The organism is Serinicoccus marinus DSM 15273 (assembly GCF_008386315.1).
Lineage (GTDB): Bacteria > Actinomycetota > Actinomycetes > Actinomycetales > Dermatophilaceae > Ornithinicoccus > Ornithinicoccus marinus.
This window is the reverse complement of sequence record NZ_CP043808.1, coordinates 292,559-312,435: the sequence shown is the minus strand read 5'-3', so window position 1 is coordinate 312,435 and position 19,877 is coordinate 292,559. Positions and strand designations below refer to the sequence as shown.

Annotated in this window: 18 protein-coding genes and 1 pseudogene; 8 read left to right on the top strand and 11 right to left on the bottom strand. The window is 70.6% G+C overall.

The window, feature by feature from the left end; all coding sequences use genetic code 11:
* Window positions 1–169 precede the first annotated feature (169 nt).
* Together clpB and FU792_RS01575 are read right to left on the bottom strand one after the other, a co-directional pair.
* Entirely contained in the window at window positions 170–2,740 is a 2,571-nt protein-coding gene (clpB, locus tag FU792_RS01580; protein ID WP_022925369.1) for an ATP-dependent chaperone ClpB, read from the bottom strand.
* A 115-nt stretch (window positions 2,741–2,855) separates the two neighbouring features.
* The gene (locus FU792_RS01575) at window positions 2,856–3,659 is read right to left on the bottom strand and encodes a ZIP family metal transporter (RefSeq protein ID WP_022925368.1); all 804 of its coding nucleotides are present in this window, start codon (window positions 3,657–3,659) and stop codon (window positions 2,856–2,858) included.
* A gap of 57 nt (window positions 3,660–3,716) precedes the next feature.
* Between FU792_RS01575 and FU792_RS01570 the strand changes: the two genes are divergently transcribed.
* Together FU792_RS01570 and FU792_RS01565 are read left to right on the top strand one after the other, a co-directional pair.
* Window positions 3,717–4,232 carry an O-acetyl-ADP-ribose deacetylase gene (locus FU792_RS01570; RefSeq protein WP_022925367.1) on the top strand — a complete coding sequence of 172 codons (516 nt, stop codon included), beginning with the start codon at window positions 3,717–3,719 and terminating at the stop codon, window positions 4,230–4,232.
* Window positions 4,229–4,498 carry a GNAT family N-acetyltransferase gene (locus FU792_RS01565; RefSeq protein ID WP_022925366.1) on the top strand — a complete coding sequence of 90 codons (270 nt, stop codon included), beginning with the start codon at window positions 4,229–4,231 and terminating at the stop codon, window positions 4,496–4,498. Before FU792_RS01570 ends, FU792_RS01565 begins: the two co-directional genes overlap by 4 nt.
* Before the next feature lie 49 nt (window positions 4,499–4,547).
* On the opposite strand, the pseudogene FU792_RS19020 reads toward FU792_RS01565, so the two are convergent.
* The 5 genes and pseudogenes from FU792_RS19020 to FU792_RS01540 all read right to left on the bottom strand — a co-directional run bounded on the left by FU792_RS19020 (window position 4,548) and on the right by FU792_RS01540 (window position 9,360).
* Window positions 4,548–5,754, bottom strand: a pseudogene (locus FU792_RS19020) (MFS transporter).
* Between the two features lie 26 nt (window positions 5,755–5,780).
* Window positions 5,781–6,887, bottom strand: coding sequence for an ATP-binding protein (locus FU792_RS01555; protein WP_022925364.1), 1,107 nt, complete (start codon window positions 6,885–6,887; stop codon window positions 5,781–5,783).
* A gap of 69 nt (window positions 6,888–6,956) precedes the next feature.
* Window positions 6,957–7,265 carry a response regulator gene (locus tag FU792_RS17585; protein ID WP_022925363.1) on the bottom strand — a complete coding sequence of 103 codons (309 nt, stop codon included), beginning with the start codon at window positions 7,263–7,265 and terminating at the stop codon, window positions 6,957–6,959.
* Window positions 7,266–7,393: 128 nt separating this feature from the next.
* Window positions 7,394–8,068, bottom strand: a complete 675-nt coding sequence (locus FU792_RS01545) for a response regulator (protein WP_022925362.1) — start codon at window positions 8,066–8,068, stop codon at window positions 7,394–7,396.
* Window positions 8,065–9,360 carry a sensor histidine kinase gene (locus tag FU792_RS01540; RefSeq protein ID WP_022925361.1) on the bottom strand — a complete coding sequence of 432 codons (1,296 nt, stop codon included), beginning with the start codon at window positions 9,358–9,360 and terminating at the stop codon, window positions 8,065–8,067. Before FU792_RS01540 ends, FU792_RS01545 begins: the two co-directional genes overlap by 4 nt.
* A 164-nt stretch (window positions 9,361–9,524) precedes the next feature.
* Here FU792_RS01540 and FU792_RS01535 point away from each other — a divergent pair, with 164 nt between their 5' ends.
* The 6 genes from FU792_RS01535 (at window position 9,525) to FU792_RS01510 (ending at window position 15,501) form a co-directional block, all read left to right on the top strand.
* Window positions 9,525–10,418: an ABC transporter ATP-binding protein gene (locus FU792_RS01535; protein WP_028131079.1), complete on the top strand. Its 894-nt coding sequence runs from the start codon at window positions 9,525–9,527 to the stop codon at window positions 10,416–10,418.
* A complete protein-coding gene (locus FU792_RS01530) occupies window positions 10,303–11,331 on the top strand; it encodes an ABC transporter permease (RefSeq protein WP_193559852.1) in 1,029 nt (342 codons plus the stop codon). The genes FU792_RS01535 and FU792_RS01530 overlap by 116 nt, the downstream gene beginning before the upstream one ends.
* Before the next feature lie 163 nt (window positions 11,332–11,494).
* Window positions 11,495–12,007 carry a hypothetical protein gene (locus FU792_RS01525; RefSeq protein WP_149814490.1) on the top strand — a complete coding sequence of 171 codons (513 nt, stop codon included), beginning with the start codon at window positions 11,495–11,497 and terminating at the stop codon, window positions 12,005–12,007.
* 452 nt (window positions 12,008–12,459) lie between these two features.
* Window positions 12,460–13,587 carry a hypothetical protein gene (locus FU792_RS01520; protein ID WP_022925358.1) on the top strand — a complete coding sequence of 376 codons (1,128 nt, stop codon included), beginning with the start codon at window positions 12,460–12,462 and terminating at the stop codon, window positions 13,585–13,587.
* 124 nt (window positions 13,588–13,711) lie between these two features.
* Window positions 13,712–14,290: an ABC transporter ATP-binding protein gene (locus FU792_RS01515; protein WP_161600175.1), complete on the top strand. Its 579-nt coding sequence runs from the start codon at window positions 13,712–13,714 to the stop codon at window positions 14,288–14,290.
* 38 nt (window positions 14,291–14,328) lie between these two features.
* Window positions 14,329–15,501, top strand: a complete 1,173-nt coding sequence (locus FU792_RS01510; RefSeq protein WP_084485189.1) for an ABC transporter permease — start codon at window positions 14,329–14,331, stop codon at window positions 15,499–15,501.
* Window positions 15,502–15,538: 37 nt separating this feature from the next.
* Here the strand turns inward: FU792_RS01510 and FU792_RS01505 are convergent, their stop codons facing one another.
* From FU792_RS01505 to dnaK, 4 genes are read right to left on the bottom strand one after another with little or no spacing between them, the layout of a single operon-like run.
* Window positions 15,539–15,970 carry a heat shock protein transcriptional repressor HspR gene (locus FU792_RS01505; RefSeq protein WP_022925356.1) on the bottom strand — a complete coding sequence of 144 codons (432 nt, stop codon included), beginning with the start codon at window positions 15,968–15,970 and terminating at the stop codon, window positions 15,539–15,541.
* Between the two features lie 3 nt (window positions 15,971–15,973).
* Entirely contained in the window at window positions 15,974–17,047 is a 1,074-nt protein-coding gene (locus FU792_RS01500) for a DnaJ C-terminal domain-containing protein (protein WP_022925355.1), read from the bottom strand.
* A gap of 47 nt (window positions 17,048–17,094) precedes the next feature.
* Window positions 17,095–17,796: a nucleotide exchange factor GrpE gene (locus tag FU792_RS01495; RefSeq protein ID WP_022925354.1), complete on the bottom strand. Its 702-nt coding sequence runs from the start codon at window positions 17,794–17,796 to the stop codon at window positions 17,095–17,097.
* A complete protein-coding gene (gene dnaK / locus FU792_RS01490) occupies window positions 17,793–19,700 on the bottom strand; it encodes a molecular chaperone DnaK (RefSeq protein WP_022925353.1) in 1,908 nt (635 codons plus the stop codon). The genes FU792_RS01495 and dnaK overlap by 4 nt, the downstream gene beginning before the upstream one ends.
* Between the last annotated feature and the right edge of the window lie 177 nt (window positions 19,701–19,877).

The following is a 19,877-nucleotide window of genomic DNA, read 5'->3' as shown; positions in this document are numbered from 1 at the left end:
GGTTCGTGGTGGCGGCGTCGCCAACCGAGGTCGAACCTAGGGAGCACACGTGACGTGCTCGGGCGTGAGAGGTGAATGCCGCGTGAACGACGGTCGAAGTTCCGCGGGCGGTATGCCCGGGGCCGCGGCGACCTGCCGCGACCCCGGGTGAGGGTCGTCCGCCCGCGCGTCAGCGCAGGACGAGGTCGCCACCGTCCGGATCGACGTCGACCACCACCGTCGCGCCGTCGCGGACGTCCCCGGCGAGCAGCGCCCGCGCCAGGCGGTCACCGATCTGCGTCTGCACCAGGCGGCGCAGCGGCCGGGCCCCGTAGGCGGGGTCGAAGCCACGCTCGGCCAGCCACCGGGAGGCCGCGTCGGTCACCTCGAGGGAGATCCGGCGACCCTCCAGCCGGCGGCTCAGCTCGGCCACCTGGAGCCCGACGATAGTGGCCAGCTCGTCCTGGCTGAGCGGGTCGAAGATCACGACCTCGTCGAGCCGGTTGAGGAACTCGGGCTTGAAAGTGGCGCGGACCGCGCTCATGACCTGCTCCCGCTTGGTGGCCTCGTCGGTGGTGGGGTCGATGAGGAACTGGCTGCCCAGGTTGGAGGTCATCACGAGGATGACGTTGCGGAAGTCGACGGTGCGCCCCTGGCCGTCGGTGAGCCGGCCGTCGTCGAGCACCTGCAGCAGGATGTCGAAGGTCTCCGGGTGGGCCTTCTCCACCTCGTCCAGCAGCACGACCGAGTAGGGCCGGCGCCGGACGGCCTCGGTGAGCTGCCCGCCCTCGTCGTACCCGACATACCCGGGGGGTGCGCCGATGAGGCGCGCGACCGCGTGCCGCTCGGCATACTCCGACATGTCGATGCGGACCATCGCCCGCTCGTCGTCGAAGAGGAAGTCCGCCAGGCTCTTGGCGAGCTCGGTCTTGCCGACCCCGGTGGGGCCGAGGAAGAGGAAGGAGCCGGTCGGCCGGTCCGGGTCGGAGATGCCAGCGCGGGCGCGGCGGACCGCGTCGCTCACGGTACGCACCGCGAGCCGCTGCCCGATGAGCCGCTGCCCGATGACGTCCTCCATCCGCAGCAGCTTCTCGGTCTCGCCCTCGAGCAGCCGCCCGGCGGGGATGCCGGTCCAGGCCGAGATGACGTCGGCGATGTCGTCGGCACCGACCTCGTCCTTGACCATCGGCGCGACCTCGGTGTCGGTGCTCAGCGCGGATTCCTCCTCCTGCGCCGCCACCAGCTCGGTCTCGGCCGCGGGGATCTCGCCGTAGAGCAGCCGGGAGGCGCCTTCGTAGTCGCCCTGCCGCTGCAGCCGCTCGGCCTGGGTGCGCAGGTCGTCGAGCCGCGCCTTGAGCTCACCGACCCGGTTGAGCCCGCCCTTCTCCGACTCCCAGCGCGCGGTGAGCGCGGCCAGCTCCTCGCGGCGGTCGGCGAGGTCGGCGCGCAGCTTGGCCAGCCGGGCCTGCGAGGCCTCGTCGTCCTCGCGGGCAAGGTGCATCTCCTCCATCGTCAGCCGGTCGACCTGCCGCTGCAGCTGGTCGATCTCGACCGGGGAGGAGTCGATCTCCATGCGCAGCCGGCTGGCGGCCTCGTCGACGAGGTCGATGGCCTTGTCCGGCAGCTGGCGGCCGCTGATGTAGCGGTCGGAGAGGTCGGCGGCGGCGACGAGCGCGGAGTCCTCGATCGCGACCTTGTGGTGCGCCTCGTAGCGCTCCTTGAGGCCGCGCAGGATCGCCACGGTGTCCTCGACGCTGGGCTCGCCGACGAAGACCTGCTGGAAGCGGCGCTCCAGCGCGGGGTCCTTCTCGATGTTCTCGCGGTACTCGTCCAGGGTCGTCGCGCCGACCATGCGCAGCTCGCCCCGGGCGAGCAGCGGCTTGAGCATGTTGCCGGCGTCCATCGAGGAGTCGCCGCTGGCTCCGGCGCCGACGACGGTGTGCAGCTCGTCGATGAAGGTGATGACCTGGCCGTCGCTGCCGGTGATCTCGGCGAGGACCGCCTTGAGCCGCTCCTCGAACTCGCCGCGGTACTTCGCGCCCGCGACCATCGCGCCGAGGTCGAGGGCGATCAGGGTCTTGTCGCGCAGCGACTCCGGCACGTCGCCGGCGACGATGCGCTGGGCCAGGCCCTCGACGACGGCGGTCTTGCCGACGCCGGGGTCTCCGATGAGGACCGGGTTGTTCTTCGTGCGGCGGGACAGCACCTGGACGACCCGGCGGATCTCGGAGTCACGGCCGATGACCGGGTCCAGCCTGCCCTCGCGGGCCAGCGCGGTGAGGTCGGTGCCGTACTTACCCAGGGCGTCGAAGGTCGCCTCCGGCTCGGCGGAGTCGACCGGCTTGCCGCCGCGCAGCGCCGGGATCCGCTCCGCGATGGCCTCGGCGTCCAGGGCCGGGAAGGCCCCGGAGCGGGCGAGCGCGAGGAGCAGGTGGTCGGTGGAGACGAAAGAGTCCCCCATCGCCGACATGGCGTCCTGCGCGCCCTTGACGACGGCGTGCATGGCGCGGGACAGGCCGGGGTTGCCCATGCTGGACCCGCTCGCGGTCGGCAGCCCGGCGAGGGCGGCCTGGGCCGCCTGGCGTGCGGTGTCCGGGCTGGAGCCGCTCGCCTCGAGCAGCGGCCCGGTCGTGGTGTCTCCCTGGTGGGTCAGCGCGGACAGCAGGTGCGCCGGCTCGACCTGCGCGTGGCCGGCCGCGGCGGCGTCGCGCACTGCGGTCGACAGGGCCTCCTGGGCCTTGGTGGTGAGGTTGAGATCCATGGGTATGCGGTGCTCCTCCCGGCCCTCGCTCGGGGCCGCTCGCGTCGGTCAGTTCACTATCATGTCCAACGTGACCAAAGTTGAGTCTATTCCGCTCAACCCTGAGAAGAGGTCCTCAGAGCCGCAGCAGGGCGAGCGAGAGCAGCATCACGGCCGCGCCCGCCACGAAACCGAGCACCAGGGCGTGGCGAGACCCGGCATGCCTGCGTGCGGTGGGGAGCAGCTCGACGACGCTGACCGCGATCATCATCCCGGCCACCAGCGCCAGCGACAGGTCGATCCAGCCGTCCGGGAGCAGAGCCTGCAGGACGAGGTAGCCCAGCACCGCGCCCACCGGCTCGGCCAGCCCCGAGGCTGCCGCCCAGAGCATGGCCCGGGCACGGCTGCCGGTCGCGGCGTAGATCGGGGCCGCCACGACCATGCCCTCGGGGATGTTGTGGATGGCGATGGCCGCGGCGAGCACCACCCCCACCGTCGGGTCGTCCAGGGTGGCGACGAGCGTCGCCAGACCCTCAGGCAGGTTGTGCAGCCCCACGACCGCCGCGAGCATCAGTCCCGTCCGGAGCAGGCCGACGTCGAGCTCGCCGGAACGGACCCGACGCAGGTCCTGCCCGCCCCCCGTCTCCGCCGGGCTGAACCGGTGCGGCATGACGTGGCAGACGAGGTGCACGGTCGCGGCGCCCAGGGCCATCGCCACCATCACGGAGAGCAGGGCGGTGCGGTCGCCGACGACACCGGACAACCCGCTCAGGGCAGACGGGGCGATCTCGCCGACCGAGATGGTGATCATCACCCCCGCCGCGAAGCAGAGGGCAACCGCCATCACCCCGGTCCGCAACGCCGCACGGCGCGTGCCCAGCCAGCCACCGACGCAGGTCGACAGCCCGGCCAGGACGGTGACGGCGAGCGCCAGCGCCACGGCACACCTCCTCGGGACGGGGGTGCGAAGTATGCCGGATCGCGCCACCATGGCCGCATGGACATCTCGGCACAGCTCGGCGACATCACCCAGGTCGACGTGGACGCGGTGGTCAACGCGGCCAACTCCACCCTCATGGGCGGGGGCGGTGTCGACGGGGCGATCCACGCCGCCGCCGGGCCGGAGCTGCTCGAGGAGTGCCGTCGGGTGCGGGCCGCGCGCTGGCACGACGGGCTACCCGTCGGCGAGGCGGTCGCGACCGGGGCCGGGCGCCTGCCCGCGCGATGGGTCATCCACACGGTCGGCCCGAACCGGCACCGGGGACAGACCGACCCCGAGCTGCTCGCGTCGTGCTTCCGGCGCAGCCTCCAGGTGGCCCAGGAGGTCGGGGCCACCTCGGTGGCCTTCCCCGCGATCAGCGCCGGGGTCTACGGCTGGGACCCGGGGCAGGTGGCGCAGATCGCGGTGGCGACGGTGCGGCATACCGGGGAATCGGTGCCGGGGGTCGAGGAGGTGCGCTTCGTGCTCTTCGGCGAGGACGTGCTGGCCCGCTTCGAGCAGGCGCTGGCGTGAGCGCCTGCCGGGCTGGGCCCGCGACGACGACCGGCTCGTGTGGGCGGTGGTCGACCGGGCCGGCGGCGGGGCTGCACCGGGTCGGGCTGGAGGTCTACGCCTTCAACCCGCGGACACGGCGGGTCTACGAGAAGGTCGGCTTCGTGCTCGAGGGCACCCAGCGGGAGGCGTTGCGGTATGCCGACGGCTGGGTCGACTGCCACGTCATGGGGCTGCTCGCGAGCGACTGGGCCGCTCGCCCCGATCGAGGACCGACGTCGCCCTAGCACCACCCTCATCGGGAAGTTTGCCGATGAGGGTTGCGCTAGGCCGTGGTCACTCCCGAGGGGCCGGGTCAGATGTCCGGGCCAGCGTCTCGGGGGCGCGGAGCCAGACCAGCGCCCCCAGCAGGCTGACGGCGCCGGTCGTCGCCAGGGCCGTGCCGAAGCCGACGAGGTCGACGACCAGGCCGGTCAGGACGGGCCCCACGATCACCCCGACGTCGGTGGCCATCTGGTAGGTCGACAGCACCGTGCCGCCCTTGCGCTCCTGACCGACGATGTCGGCAAGCGCCGCCTGCTGCGCCGGGTTGACGAAGCCTGCTCCCACGCCGGAGACCAGGCTCAGCCCCAGCAGCACGGCCAGCGACGACGCCTGCCCCAGCCCGGGTAGCAGGCTCAGCCCGAGCATCCCGAGCGACAGCGCAGAGGTGGTCATGCCCGCGATGATGAGCGGGCGACGACCGATCCGGTCGGCGAGCCGTCCGGTGATTTGCAGCGTGACGGCGGTGCCGAGGGCGGCGGTGGTCAGCGTCGCGCCCGCCACCCAGGTCTCGTCGCGGACGGCGGCGGCGAGCAGCGGGAATGACCGCCATCCGGACACCGAGGTTGGCCCACCCGTTGGCGACGCCGCACGCCAGCGCCGCCCGGTATGCCCGGTCCCCCAGCGCCTCCCGCACCGTCAGCACGGGGCGGTCGGCATCCCCCGGCGGTGGGCGCAGCCGCGCGCCGCCCAGCCCGACGCCGACCACGAGGGCGGCGAGGACGAGGGCGACGGCATACACGACGAAGGGCACGCGCATCCCCCACCCGGCGATGAGGCCGCCGATGACCGGCCCCACCATGCTGCCGATGATGAAGGAGCTGCCCCACAGCGAGGACACCCGACCCCGGATCGACGGCGGCGCCAGCCGGACGACCAGCGCGATCGCCGAGATGGTGAACATGGTCGAGCCGAGGCCGCCGAGCCCGCGGAAGACGAGCAGCTGCCAGTAGGTCTGCGCGAAGGCCGTCGCCAAGGAGGAGACGGCGACGACGAGCAGCCCGGTGAGGTAGACCGGCCGCTCCCCCAGCCGCTGGACCAGCCGACCGCCGGCGGGCGCGAAGACCAGGCGGCAGAAGGCGAAGGCGGAGACCACGATCGTCGCGGCGGTGGCGCCGACGTCGAAGGACCGGGCGAAGCCGGGGAGCACGGGTGAGACCAGCCCGAAGCCGACGGCGATGACGAAGGAGGCGCCGACGAGGATCCAGATCTCTGACGGGATGCGGACCCGCTCGTGCGTCGCGGCGCTTACCGGCGCCTCAGGTGCTCGCGGAGGTAGGGCAGGGCCACGTCCACGAGGCCGTGCCCGGCCGGCACGATGAGCTCCCGGTCCATGAGGCGGCCGCGGATGACTCCCCCGTGCTGCTTGCTGACGCCGAGCCGCTCCGCGACCTCCCCGGTCGACGAGGGACCGTCGTCGAGCGCCATCGCCTCCAGGTAGTCCAGCTGGCCCTGCGGGACCCCGCGCAGCGCCGGGGTGTGGACCAACCGGCTCATGCGGTCCACGACCACCGGCAGGGTGCCCTCCACGTCGCCGTGGGTGATGACCTCGGCGTCGCCCGCCGCGCGCCAGGCCTGGTATCCCACGAGCTGCAGGAGGTAGGGGTAGCCGTGGGCGATGGCACCGAGCCGCTCCGTCGCCTCCGCGCTGATCACCCGCCCGGCAGTGCGCACGGTCTGGACCGCGGCATCGCGCACCTCCTCCTCGCGCAGCGGCCCCAGGTCGACCCGCTCAGCCCGCCGCAGGAAGGTCGAGCCGTGCTGGTCCAGCAGCGTCCCGATGCCCGAGGGCAGCCCCGCGCCGACGAAGGCGACCTCCCGCTCGTCCCGGACCAGGTGCTGGTAGGCCGAGGCCAGCCGGGCCACGTCCTCGATCGGCGCGGCCTGCACCTCGTCCAGCGTGAGGAGCACGCCGCTCCCGTGCGACTCGGCGATCTGCACGAGGCGGGCGAGCATGGTGCTCACGCTCTGGTCGACCGGGTAGGTGTCGGTGGTCTCCGTGGTCAGTGAGCCCACCGCGCTGATCGCACCCCCGGTGACCCGGCGCTGCTCCGCGGCGGGGTCGTGCTCGGCGAGCAGCGCCGGCAGGACGCTGCGCTCCAGCTCGACCAGCAGCCCCGGGCCTTCGGGGAGCCGGATGACGTGCCACCCTCGCGCCCGCGCGCGGTCCTCCAGCTCGTTGAGCACCACGGTCTTGCCCATCCCGCGGGGCCCGCTCAGCAGGACCGACCGCATGGGCGACCCGGGGCCCTCGTCGAGGGCCGCGTCGAACTCCTCCACCAGGTCACCACGCCCGGCCAGCACCCGCGGGCTGGCTCCGAAGCTCGGTCGGAAGGGGTTGCGGCGACGCGGCATGCGTCTCACCTCTCGTCGGTGCTGCTGCTGTTTGATCTGTTGTACCACGCCGAACCTGTTTTATCTGTTTTACTTGACGATCCGGTGCTGACCCGTCGTCAACACCCAGGAGCTGGGCATACCGCGAGAGGTCGACGTTGCCGCCGGTGAGCACGACCCCGACACGCTCGCCAGGTCGCACCGGCGCAGCACCTCGAAGCCGTCGATCCCGGGGATCATGAGATCGAGCACGACCAGGTCGGGCCGCACGTCCGGGAAGGCGCGCACCGCGACCAGCCCGTCCGCCGCCTCGTGCGTGGGCAGCCTGGCCCGGTGCAGGTAGGCACAGACGACCTCCCGCACCGTCGCCTCGTCCTCGACGACCAGCACCGTGCCCACACGGCGAGCGTATGCGCTCGCGCCGGCACGAGTCCTTGACGTTCGCTGACGCGGTTCGCGCGGCGGCTCGTCACACGTGGTCCCGAGCACCGTTCCGACGGGCCCGAACTGTTGATCTGACGCCCGGCTCAGCGCTCGGCGTCGTGGACGAGCAGCGCGACCTGGACCCGGTTGGTCAGGCCCAGCTTGGCCAGGATGCTGGAGACGTGCGCCTTGACCGTCGGCACGCCGAGGTAGAGCTCGCGCGAGATGTCGGCGTTGGAGCCGCCCTGGGCCACCGCGCGGGCCACCTCGACCTCACGCTCGGTGAGCCGGTCGAGCTGCGCCCGGGCGCGGTCACCCCGGTCGTCCGGGGCGGCGGTGCCGCCGCTGACCTCCCGGACCAGGAGGGCCGCCACCGACGGCGAGAGCGCATGGTCGCCGGAGGCGACCTCGTGCACCGCGGCGACGAGCCGCTCCGGCGGGGTGTCCTTCAGGACGAAGCCGCGTGCCCCGGCCCGCAGCGCCCCCAGCACCAGCTCGTCGGCGTCGAAGGTGGTCAGGACCAGGACCTTGGCCTCCGGCCACGTGGCGAGGACGTCACGGGTCGCGCTCAGCCCGTCCACCCGCGACATCCGGATGTCCATGAGGAGCACGTCGGGCCGGTGCCGGCCGACCAGCTCGACGGCCTGGTCGCCGTCCTCCCCCTCGGCGACGACGTCCACCCCGTCCGGGCCGCCGAGCAGCATCCGCAGCCCCGCCCGCACCAGCGGGTCGTCGTCGACGAGCACCACCCGGGTGCGCCTCCCCGCCGTCTCCGTCATTCCTGTCCCTCCTGTTGCCACGGGAGCCAGACTCGCACGACGAACTCGCCCGCCTCGACCCCGGCCTCGAAGCGGCCGTCGGCGAGGTGCACCCGCTCGGCCATGCCCGGCAGGCCCATCCCCGAGGACGGCGCCGAGCCGCCGGTCGGGCCGACCGCGTTGCGGACGACCACCTCGAGCCCGTCCTCCTCCGACCCGGCCACCCGGACCCGTGCGACGGAGTCGGGAGCATGCTTGCGGGCGTTGGTCAGGGCCTCCTGCACGACGCGGTAGGCGTGCCGTCCGACGAGGTCGGACAGGTGGACGGAGCGGGACCACAGGTCGGGGTCGGCCTCGAGCAGCACCTCCTGCCCGCTGCTCGTCGCCTCGGCCACGAGGGACGGCAGCGCCGTCAGCGTCGGCTGCGGCGCCTCGACCTGGCCGGTCTCGAGCGGGTCCGGATCCTCCTCGGCCCGCAGCACACCCAGGACGTCACGCAGCTCCTGCAGCGCCTGGTGCGCGCCGTCCCGGACGATCTCGGCGCTGGCCCGACGCTCCTGCTCGCTGAGGTCGGGCCGGTGCGCGAGGGCACCCGCATGCATCGCGACCAGCGACAACCGGTGACCCATGACGTCGTGCATCTCCCGCGCGATGCGGGCCCGCTCCGCCAGGCGGGCCTGCGACACCCGCGCGGCCTGCTCCCGCCGCGCGGTCTGCGCCTGCGAGCGCCAGCTCGCGATCAGCTGTCGGCGGCCGCCGATGTTCCACCCGATGAGTCCGACGATGCAGAAGACCAGCAGGACGACGAGGGTGTTGATGCCGACCTGCCACAGGGAGCCACCGTCGGCGTAGGCAGGGTCGTCGGGCAGCAACGTCGGCGCGACGAACGTGTCGTAGGTCAGGCTGATGAGGGCGTTGAGCGCCAGGACGACCAGCAACGGGGGGAGCCGGCGACGGGTGGCCAACGACAGGACGGCGAGCAGGGCTGCCGGGGCGCCCCAGGCGGAGACCGCGCTGAGCAGCGTGACCACCACCGCGACGGTGGCCGGGCGGCGACGGCGGAAGGCCACGAGCAGCACGCAGAGCTGTCCGACCAGCAGGTCGAGCACGAGCAGCACGTCGACCGCTCCCGTCCGCTCTAGGTCGCCCTGGCCGACGGGCGACAGCCCGAAGACGACGAGCCACGGCAGCCCACCGAGCAGCCAGACCGTGCCGAGCCGCCAGGCCTGCTGCCACGGACGCAGGTCGGGCGGGTCGACCGAGGGGTCCGACGGGTCGGCGTGGACCCGGTCGGAGGCCAGGCTGGGGGGCATACCTGTGACGATAGGCCGCGACGCCGCACCGGGGCACCCGTCCACCGGCGGGACCACCCCCTACCTTGGTCGGAGAGGGAGCCCGACCGGACGAGACCGTGGTCGTGCTCGACCGAGACCTGGGACCGATGCCCGCCCGTGCCACCGGACGCCAGGCTGGACGCATGATCCAGATCGAGAACCTCACCAAGCGCTACGGCAGCTTCACCGCCGTCGACGACGTCACCTTCACCGCGCGGCCTGGCCGCGTCACTGGCTTCCTCGGCCCCAACGGCGCCGGCAAGTCCACCGCGATGCGGATGATGTGCGGGCTCACCCCTGCCACCTCGGGCACCGCGCACATCCTGGGCCGTCCCTACCGGGCGCTGCCCAACCCCACGACGCACGTCGGCGTCATGATCGACGCCAGCGCGCAGCACGCCGGGCGGACCGGCCGCGAGGTGCTGACCCTCGCGGCGATCCTCGTGGGGGCCGGCCGCGGCAAGGTCGACGAGGTGCTGGACCGGGTCGGCCTGTCCAGCCGCGAGGCGGAGCGCCGCGTCGGCAACTACAGCCTGGGGATGCGCCAGCGCCTCGGCCTGGGGGCCGCGCTCGTCGGCGACCCGGGCGTGCTCATCCTGGACGAGCCGGCCAACGGCCTGGACCCGGGCGGCATCCACTGGATGCGCGAGCTGCTGCGCGGGTATGCCCGCCACGGCGGCACCGTGCTGCTCAGCTCGCACCTGCTGTCCGAGGTGGAGCAGGTCGCCGACGACCTCGTGCTCATCGGTCGCGGCCGGATCGTGGCGCAGGGCGCCAAGGACGAGCTGCTCGCCGGGGCCGGGGTCGTCGTGGACGCGACCGACCGGGCCGCGCTGCACGCGGCGCTCGAGCGGGCCGGCTTCGCGCCGGTCGCCCGCCCGCGCGGCGGCTTCACCGCGACCGCGCAGACCGCGCAGATCGGTGAGCTCGCGCTGGCCGAGGGTCTCGTCATCACCGACCTCGGCGCGGCCGGCGGCGGCCTGGAGGAGATGTTCCTCAGCCTCACCGCCGACGACGCCCGCGAGGTCGCGGCATGAACACCTCGACCGGGCACTCAGCAACCACCAGCATCGAGGACGGGGACCAGACCATGACCACTTCCACGGCGACCGGCACGGCCGCGACCACCCACGACCCGACCGACGCCCGACCGGCGGCGCCCCGGGGGCGAGCGGGACGGCATACCAGGGACCGGAGCCCACCGGGCCCGGGCTCTCCTTCGCCCGGCTCTTCCAGGCCGAGCTGCGCAAGACCGTCGACACCCGCGCCGGGCGGTGGCTGCTCGTCGTCATCGTCGCGCTGACCGTGCTGGCGATGGGTCTGGTGATGTGGTTCGGGCGCGAGTCGGGCGCGGCCTACGCCACGCTGCTGGCGACCGCGGTGACGCCGCAGGCAGTGCTGCTGCCGGTGCTGGGCATCCTCACGGCGGCCTCGGAGTGGAGCCAGCGCACGGCGCTGGTGACCTTCACCCAGGAGCCGCGTCGAATGCGGGTCATGGCCGCCAAGGCGCTCGCGGCCGTCGCCCTCGGGCTGGTCGTCGTGGCGATCACCTTCGTGCTGGCCGCCCTGGCCCACGTCATCTCCGCGAGCATCGCCGGCGGCGACATCGACCTCGGCGTGCCGGGTCACGTCTACCTCGGCGCCGTGATGCTCCAGGTGATCTACGTGCTCATGGGTGTGGGCTTCGGGGCGCTCTTCCTCAACGTGCCGCTGGCCATCGCCGGGTTCTTCGTGCTGCCGGTCATCATGAACCTGCTGGCGGCGACGGTCACCTGGATCAGCGAGCGCGCGGCCTGGATCGACCAGACCATCGCGCAGATGCCGTTCATGGCGGTCGACGCCGCGCCCACGGGCGAGCAGTGGGCCCAGCTCGGTGTCACCTCGATCTGGTGGGTCCTCATCCCGCTGGCCGTGGGCCTGTGGCGGGTGGCGCGCCGCGAGGTGAAGTAGGCCGCCAGCATGTCCGCAGGCGTGACAGGCCCCGCCCACGGTACACGGGCGGGGCCTGTTGCTGCGCCTCTCACGCCGAGAGAGTGCCACGAGCGCAGGCATGGCAAAGATTCCGTAAAATCCCCCACCCCGCCTGTTGACCCCGCCCCCACATCATGTTCCGGTGGATGAGTCAGACAGCGACAGAAGAAGGGGAATGAACATGCATGCAGCAATCTGGCGCGGCGCCCTCGCAGGGGTTTGCACGGCAGCACTGGCCGCGGCACCCGCGACGGCCACCGCGAGCGGCGATTCGCTCCATCAACCGAATAAGAGCAGCAGTGACACGGTAAGCCTTCCCAATGGTCACTCGATGACGGGGAACGTGTGGATCCAGACGTTCTCAGACTCCGGAGGATGTGGTGACTACGCAACTTCCGCCATCGCAACTACCAACACGACCTGGATTCAGAACACCACGACGGCCACGGCCCATGGGGTTGGCGCTACCGTATCCGGATTGAGCGGGGGTGGCGCGGACAAGAGTCAATCAATCACCTGGCGCAACACTAACGCGTCAGGGTCCTATCTTTCCGGTCGTGTGTGCGCCAACTGGCTCACGTGGTATGTTTCGATGGACATGACGGGTGTCGCCTACTACTACGGCAATGTGCGAACGGTCGGAGTAAGTGTGTGACCGTCATTCGCCGCAGATGGGCGTCGAGCAGCGCCGCTGCTTGTGTGGCGGCGCTGCTCGCTTCTGGCTGCACGGGAGCCGGCCGAACTGACGGCGCACCACGGCTGTACCCGAGTGAACTGGTAGCGGATGTGCGCGCCCTGCAAGACTCTGACACCGGCCTCATCCGTCGGACAACCTCCGACGCCGCTACGGAAGGTGGCGCAGGCGATCTGTACGCCACGGCTCACACGCACGAAATCGCCCGACTCTCTGGTGCGAACCCATCGCCGCTGAGCTCGAGAGACGTCGCCCAACTATGCGACGCCTCCCCAGTTGACCCCCTCATGAAAGCTGGGTTGGCATCTTGGGTGACAACCTCTCCGCTACCCGCACAGTGCCAAGCCTCGGAAGCCGACACCACTCCTCCACCTCTATCGGCGACCGCAGCCACAGAACGATGGCTCGCCGGCATGCAAGTGCTGACGACATCCGACATCGAAGCGCGGGAGACGTTGGAGGTAGACCCCATACTCCGCCATCTCGAAGAAGTCAGCAGCAGGGCCACACTATCTCCCTACCAACGCTGGCAGGTCAGCCAAATTGTTACCTCACTTGGAGGCGAAGCAGACGAAGACCTTAGCCGAGCGGAGGAACGGCCTAATCTTCCAATCTCCCATCCCCGGCATCTCCTTGATTGGCGGGGCTACATCGCGCTCAGCCCGGACTGTGATTGCGACCAAGCTGTCGAGGAGGCTATCAGCATTCTCGAGCAGTCTGCGGATCTATTTTTGGCACACGAAGCGCTTGATCTTCTGGATACCGCGGGGGTTGCCCAAAGTACTGTCCAAGAGTACGCCACCGAGGTCCTGGATGACGCGGACGTGGATTGGGCCTCCGGCGGGGCGGTCCCACTCCCGACAGCACAAGTCGGGTCGATAGACGTCACGTATGCCGCGGCCCGCTTGCTCACCGCTGAAGATTTTTCCTCGCTCGTTGATGAGTCGATGTTGTCGACCCTGGACATGGCCCTGAATGAATCTGCGTCCCCCGATCTGTACACGCGTCTGGTCGTGGACGCCATCAGGACCGCTGGCGGCGAGGTTCCTCTGGTCAGCAATCCTGGAGAAAAGATCACCGCATGGTTCGATGAATCTCATTGCGAGACTCAACTTCGAGCGTGTCTTTCCATGGTCGATGTGGCCAATGCCCTTGGACGGGGACAAGCAGCCCACTTTACGTTGACGACCGACGCCCTGCCCTCGTCCACCGACGAAGCAACTGTGGCGGTGCTCGAAGCCTATGCCGTACCCGAGAACGTCGACGGCGTCGCAGAGGTCGATTCGGCCGGCCCGCGAGTGCGCGACAGGCTTGTGCAGATGGCCAGCGATCCCTCGGAGCCCTTGAACATCCAGGCTGCCGCCGCCATCGCCGGAGCCGGACTGGACCCGTCACCCGAAGAGTTTTCGAGGATAGAGGAAGCGGTGCTGTCGCGTTTAGGTTGCCCCGCAAGCCCGAGTCTGATGAGCGCGCCCGACGGCACCTGCAGCTGGGAGGCGTCGATCGACGCGCTCCGAGCTGGGGTGCCGCTGGGCGAGTGACCTACGCAGGACAGGAGACGCATTGATCGTCACGACCAAGAGTAGCGAGCCGTCGTCGTCAGCGTGTCGGGTGTGCGCGACCGACATCACTGTCACTTTTGCTGCGTCTGGTCAGCATCGGACCGTGTTGGACACGTTGACCGTGTGCGCCGGCGCTGGCGAGGCCGTGAGGTTGCAGGGGCCCTCCGGCAGCGGCAAGACAACTCTGCTCAATGTCATTGCCGGCCTCATCCAGCCGGACGACGGCGTCGTCCGGCTCCAGGGAACATCGCTCCACGAGCTGGACGAGGCTGCGCGGGCTGAGTTGCGCCGCCGCGACGTTGGACTCATCTACCAACAGCCCCACCTGATCGGTCACCTCACCGCCGCCGAGAACGTCGCTGTCGCCGCAGACAGGCGTGGGTCTGCGCTACAGGAACGCATCGCCGCGCTCCTCGACCGACTGGGACTACGAGCCGTCTCCGAACATCGGGCTGCCATGCTCTCGGGTGGAGAGCAGCAGCGGGTCGCCACGGCCCGGGCTCTGATCCGGGACCCTTCGATCATTCTTGCGGACGAACCCACGAGCAACGTCGACGCGAGGACAGCGGACCTGATGATCGAACTTCTGCAGGAGCACGTCGGGGGCGGCGCCAGCCTGCTCTTCGCCGCCCATCATGGACCCGTGCCACAGGCACATCGGGACGTGGAGGTCGGCAAGTGAGCCCCTGGACGTATGGATGGCTCTGCGGACGCCACTGGATGACACGACAACGCGCCTTGCTGCTCGGATTGTCCTGCTGCATCGGCATCGCCATCATGGTCGCCTCCATCGCAGCCTCCGCCGCCCGGGGGTATCTGCTGGACCTGGGCGATGACTCGGCTTCCGCCATCGTCGAAGTCTCCAGTGTCACTGTCTCCGGTGACGCTCGGCCACTCACCACCGAGACCGTGCGGGCCGCCGAGGCCGCTGATGACATCGAGTCCGTCATGCCGTGGGGTCAGGTCGGCTTTAGCATTCCAGCGGCAGAGGGAGCCCACCGATCGGTCTCCGGAATCGCCTTCTGGGCAACCCCTTACTACCCCCAGATCGCCGGCGACGCCTGGAAAGGAGCGGACGCCGGTCTCGGTGACGGTGAGGTGGTGATGCCTTCATCGGTGTCCGGGACCGACCTCAGCGAGCTGATCGGCAATGACGTGTCCGTCGAGGCGACGAGGCGGACGGGGCCGAACGAAGGCGAATCAGTCCAACGCACCTGGGAGGTGACAGGGGTTCATGATGGCGAATCGCTGTTCGACCAGGGCAACAACGTGGCTTACGTGTCCACCGGGACCTTCGAGGACTTGGTCGCACTGCAGGAAACCGGTGCCGATGGTGCCCTGGACACACAATGGGACGTCATCTACCTTCAGGCGCAGTCCGTCGAGGACAGCATTGCAGTGGCTGAGCGTCTGCAGGACCAAGGCTACGCGGCCGAGAGCCTGGCCCAGCGTCTCCAGTCCTTGCCAGCACTGATCGATGCCCTCCGGATCGTGGGATGGCTCCTGCTCGCCGGGGTCGGGCTGTTGCTCACCGTCACCATGGGCGCAGTGGCGAGTTCCTGGTCGGCTAGTCGGCGCGAGGAAGTGGGGATGCTTCGAGCGACGGGATGGTCCACCGCGGAGCTGCGGTCCGCCCTGTTCGTGCAACTGGGGCTGATCGGGGCGCTGCTTGGCGGCCTGGGGGTGATCATCGGACTCGGTGGCGCCGGCATCGTCGGGGCGGTAGGGGCGGACCGGGTGCCCGGCCTGGGCGCCGCCGACGCGACGATCCCTGTCTGGTGGCCGGTGCTGGCCACCCCGGCAGTCGCCGGGGTGCTGGCCGTTCTCGGTGCGTGGCGTGGCGTCGCGACACTGATGAACGCCCCGAGCGCGGAACTTCTCAAAGGTCTCTGAAGTTCGTTCCCCAGCCGGTGTCGGCTCTGCGCCTCCGTCAAGTGGTCAACCCGGATGGCCGCCAGAGCGCGAGGGCCGTGGTGCTCCGACCCTGGGGTCGCTGGCCGGCCCGCACCGCCACCACCTCTCCCCCGAGGTCAGCGGCGAAGACCCGGCCGCCCTGCGCGGCGTGGTCGTGCAGCCGCTGGTTGTCCGCAAGGAGCTGGGCGACCCGGTCGCGCAGCGCCTCGACCTGCACCTCCAGCTCCATGATGCGCTGGATGCCGGCGAGGCTCACGCCCTCGGCGGAGAGCCGCTGCACCTCGCGCAGCCGGTCGACGTCCCGCGAGGAGTAGCGACGGCCCCCGCCCCGGGTGCGCGAGGGCGTGACCAGTCCGAGCCGGTCGTACTGCCGCAGCGTCTGGGCGTGCATCCCGGCCAGCTCGGCGGCGACCGAGATGACGTAGACGGGGGTGTCGCGGTCGACCACGGCTCAGCCCTGCGCCTGCCGGATCAGGTCGGCACGGGGGTCGCTGTCGCCCTCCTCGGCCCGCAGCGCCTCGACGGCCTGCCGGGCCTCGTCGGACAGCCGCTGCGGGACCATGACCTGCACCTTGGCGAGCAGGTCGCCGGTGCCCTTCGTCGTCTGGATGCCGCGGCCCTTGACCCGCAGCACCCGCCCCGACGGCGTGCCGGACGCGACCTTGACCTTGACGGTGCTGCCGTCGAGGGTCGGCACCCGCACGGTCGCCCCCAGCGCCGCCTCCGAGAAGGTGACGGGCAGGTCGAGGGTGAGGTGGTCGCCGTCGCGGCCGAAGACGGGGTGCGGGGTGACGGTGACCTTGAGGTACATGTCACCGGGCTCGCCGCCCTGCATCGGCGCGGGCATGCCCTTGCCCTTGAGCCGGATCCGCTGGCCGTCCTTGACGCCGGCCGGGATCCGGGTGGTGATCCGCCCGCCGTCGGGCTTGGAGAGGGTGACGGTGTCGCCCCTCGCCGCCGACCGGAAGTCGAGCGTGGTGGACGCCTCCACGTCCTGGCCGCGGGGCATACTCCCGCCACGTCCCTGACCGGTGAACCCACCGCCGCCGGGGAAGCCCTGCGCGCCGCCCGGGAACCCTCCCGGGAAGCCCTGGCCGCCCTGCTGCTGGAAGCCGCCCGCGCCACCGAAGGCGCCGAGCAGGTCCTCCAGATCGATTCCGCCGGCACCGCCCTGGCCGAAGCGGACGTTCTGCGCGCCACCGGCACCGCCGAACATCTGCGCGAAGACGTCCTCGAAGCCGCCACCGGCTCCGCCCGGGCCGCCGGAGCCCGCGGTGAAGCGGGCCCCGCCGCCCATGGCGCGCACGGCGTCGTACTGCTTGCGCTGCTCGGCGTCGGAGAGCACCGCGTAGGCCTCACCGATGTCCTTGAACCGCTGCTCGGCAGCCGCGTCGCCCGGGTTGTTGTCCGGGTGGTGCTGTCGCGCCAACTTGCGGTAGGTCTTCTTCAGCTCCTTGGCGTCGACGTCCTTGCTGACGCCGAGGATCGCGTAGAAGTCCTTCTCGAACCAGTCCTGGTTCACCATCGATGCTCACCTCCTCCTTCGTGCAAGATGTTGCGTGGGTATGCCCGTCAGCTCGGGTCCGCGACGGCGACGCGCGCAGCGCGCACGACCTGCTCGCCGACCTTGAAGCCGGGCTGCATGACCTGCACGATCGTCATCTCGGTCGCGTCCTCGGGCAGATCGGCCTGATCGGCCGGCAGGTGCATCAGCGCCTCGTGGACGGTCGGGTCGAAGACATCGCCGACCGCGCCGACCCGCTCGACGCCGAAGCGACCCAGGGCCTGCTCCAACTTGTCGGCGATCGCCGCGAACGGGCTGCCCTCGGCGATGTCGCCGTGCTCCCGGGCGGAGTGCACGTCGTCCAGCACCGGCAGCAACGCCTCGACGACGGCGCCGGTCGCCCGGCCGCGGTCGGCCTCCCGCTCGCGCTGGGTGCGGTTGCGGAAGTTGACGAACTCCGCCTGCATCCGGCGCATCTCCTCCAGCCGCTCCGCGGCCAGGAGGGTGTCCGGGTGGGTGTCGCTCTCGGCGCCCTCAGCGGCGTCGGCGGTGGGGCCAGCCTCGGGGGCCTGGCCCTCCTCCGTCACCTGCTGCTCGGGCGCGCCCTGCTCGTCCTTCTCGTCGGTCACAGACCCTGCACCTTCCGTCGTCTGCCGCAGCTTGCCCGTCTCGGGGTCGATGCGGCGCTTGTCCCGGATGACCGGGCCCGCCCCGGGGCGCTCCTCGTCGGGAGCGCCCTCGGGGTGGGTGCCGTGCGGCTGGTCGGTCACTTGGTGTCCTCGTCGTCGTCGACGACCTCGGCGTCGACCACGTCCTCGTCGGAGCCCTGCTGGGCACCGGCGTCGGGGCCACCCTCGGCGCCGCCGGGGAAGCCGGCACCAGCACCGGCGTCACCCTGCGCACCCTCGGACTGCGCGGCATACATCGCCGAGCCCATCTTCTGGCTCTCGGTGGAGAGGGTCTCCATCTTGGCCTTGATGTCGTCCAGGCTGGCGCCGCTGTCCTCCTTGAGCGCGTCCTTGAGGTCGGTCAGCGCGGTGTCGACCGGGCCGCGGGTGTCCGCGGGCACCTGCTCGCCGGAGTCGGCAAGGAACTTCTCGGTCGAGTAGACCAGCTGCTCCGCCGTGTTGCGGGTCTCGGTCTCCTCGCGGCGAGCCTTGTCCTCCTCGGCGTGCGCCTCGGCGTCCTTGATCATCCGCTCGATCTCGTCCTTCGGCAGCGCGGAGCCACCGGAGATCGTCATCGACTGCTCCTTGCCGGTGCCACGGTCCTTGGCGGACACGTGCACGATGCCGTTGGCGTCGATGTCGAAGGTGACCTCGATCTGCGGGACGCCGCGGGGGGCCGGGGCGATGCCGGTGAGCTCGAAGTTGCCGAGCAGCTTGTTGTGCGCGGCGATCTCGCGCTCACCCTGGTAGACCTGGATGCCCACCGACGGCTGGTTGTCGCTGGCCGTGGTGAAGACCTCGGAGCGCTTGGTCGGGATCGCGGTGTTGCGCTCGATAAGCCGCGTCATGATCCCGCCCTGGGTCTCGATGCCCAGGCTCAGCGGGGTGACGTCGATGAGGAGCACGTCCTTGCGGTCGCCCTTGAGGACACCGGCCTGCAGGGCGGCGCCGACGGCGACGACCTCGTCCGGGTTGACGCCCTTGTTGGGCTCCTTGCCGCCGGTCATCTTCTTGACGACGTCGACGACGGCGGGCATACGGGTCGAGCCACCGACGAGGACGACGTGGTCGATCTGGTCGACCTTGATGCCGGCGTCCTGGATGACCTGCTCGAAGGGCTGCTTCACCCGGTCGAGGAGGTCGGAGGTCATCTGCTCGAACTGCGCGCGGGTGAGGGTCTCGTCCAGGTGGATGGGGCCGTTCTCACCCATGGAGAGGTACTGCAGGTTGATGGAGGTGCTCGAACTCGAGCTCAGCTCCTTCTTGGCCTGCTCGGCCGCGTCCTTGAGCCGCTGCAGCGCGATCTTGTCGTTGCTGAGGTCGACGCCCGACTGGTTCTTCACCGTGGTGACCAGGTGGTCGATGATGCGCTGGTCCCAGTCGTCACCACCGAGCTTGTTGTCACCGTGCGTGGCCTTGACCTGGATGGTCGCGAAGCCGTCGTCGGCGTCCTTGCCCACCTCGAGGAGGGACACGTCGAAGGTGCCACCACCGAGGTCGAAGACGAGGATGAGCTCGTCCTCCTTGCCCTTGTCGAGGCCGTAGGCGAGCGCCGCTGCAGTCGGCTCGTTGACGATGCGCAGGACATTGAGGCCCGCGATCTCACCGGCGTCCTTGGTGGCCTGCCGCTCGGCGTCGTCGAAGTAGGCCGGCACGGTGATGACCGCGTCGGTGACGTCCTCGCCGAGGTAGGACTCGGCGTCCCGCTTGAGCTTCATCAGCGTGCGGGCGCTGATCTCCTGCGGGGTGTACTTCTTGCCGTCGATCTCGGTGCTCCAGTCGGTGCCCATGTGGCGCTTGACGGAGCGGACGGTCCGGTCGACGTTGGTGACGGCCTGCCGCTTGGCGACCTCACCGACGAGCACCTCGCCGTTCTTGGCGAAGCTGACGACGGAGGGGGTGGTGCGCCCACCCTCGGCGTTGGCGATGATCTCGGGCTCGCCACCGGTCAGCACGGCGACGGCCGAGTTGGTGGTGCCGAGGTCGATTCCGACTGCACGTCCCATGAACTGCTCTCCTTGGAATGTCGTGGCGCACCTCGTGCGCCCGGGTTGATACGTCTGCACTCAACTCTGGTGAGTGGCCGGCGTGTTGTCAAGCCAAGGCTCAGTGAAGTTGAGTTCACTAGGCTCAACTGTGGTGTCGACCAGATTGTTCCCCGCCTGGCCGTGTGCGGTCGCGCT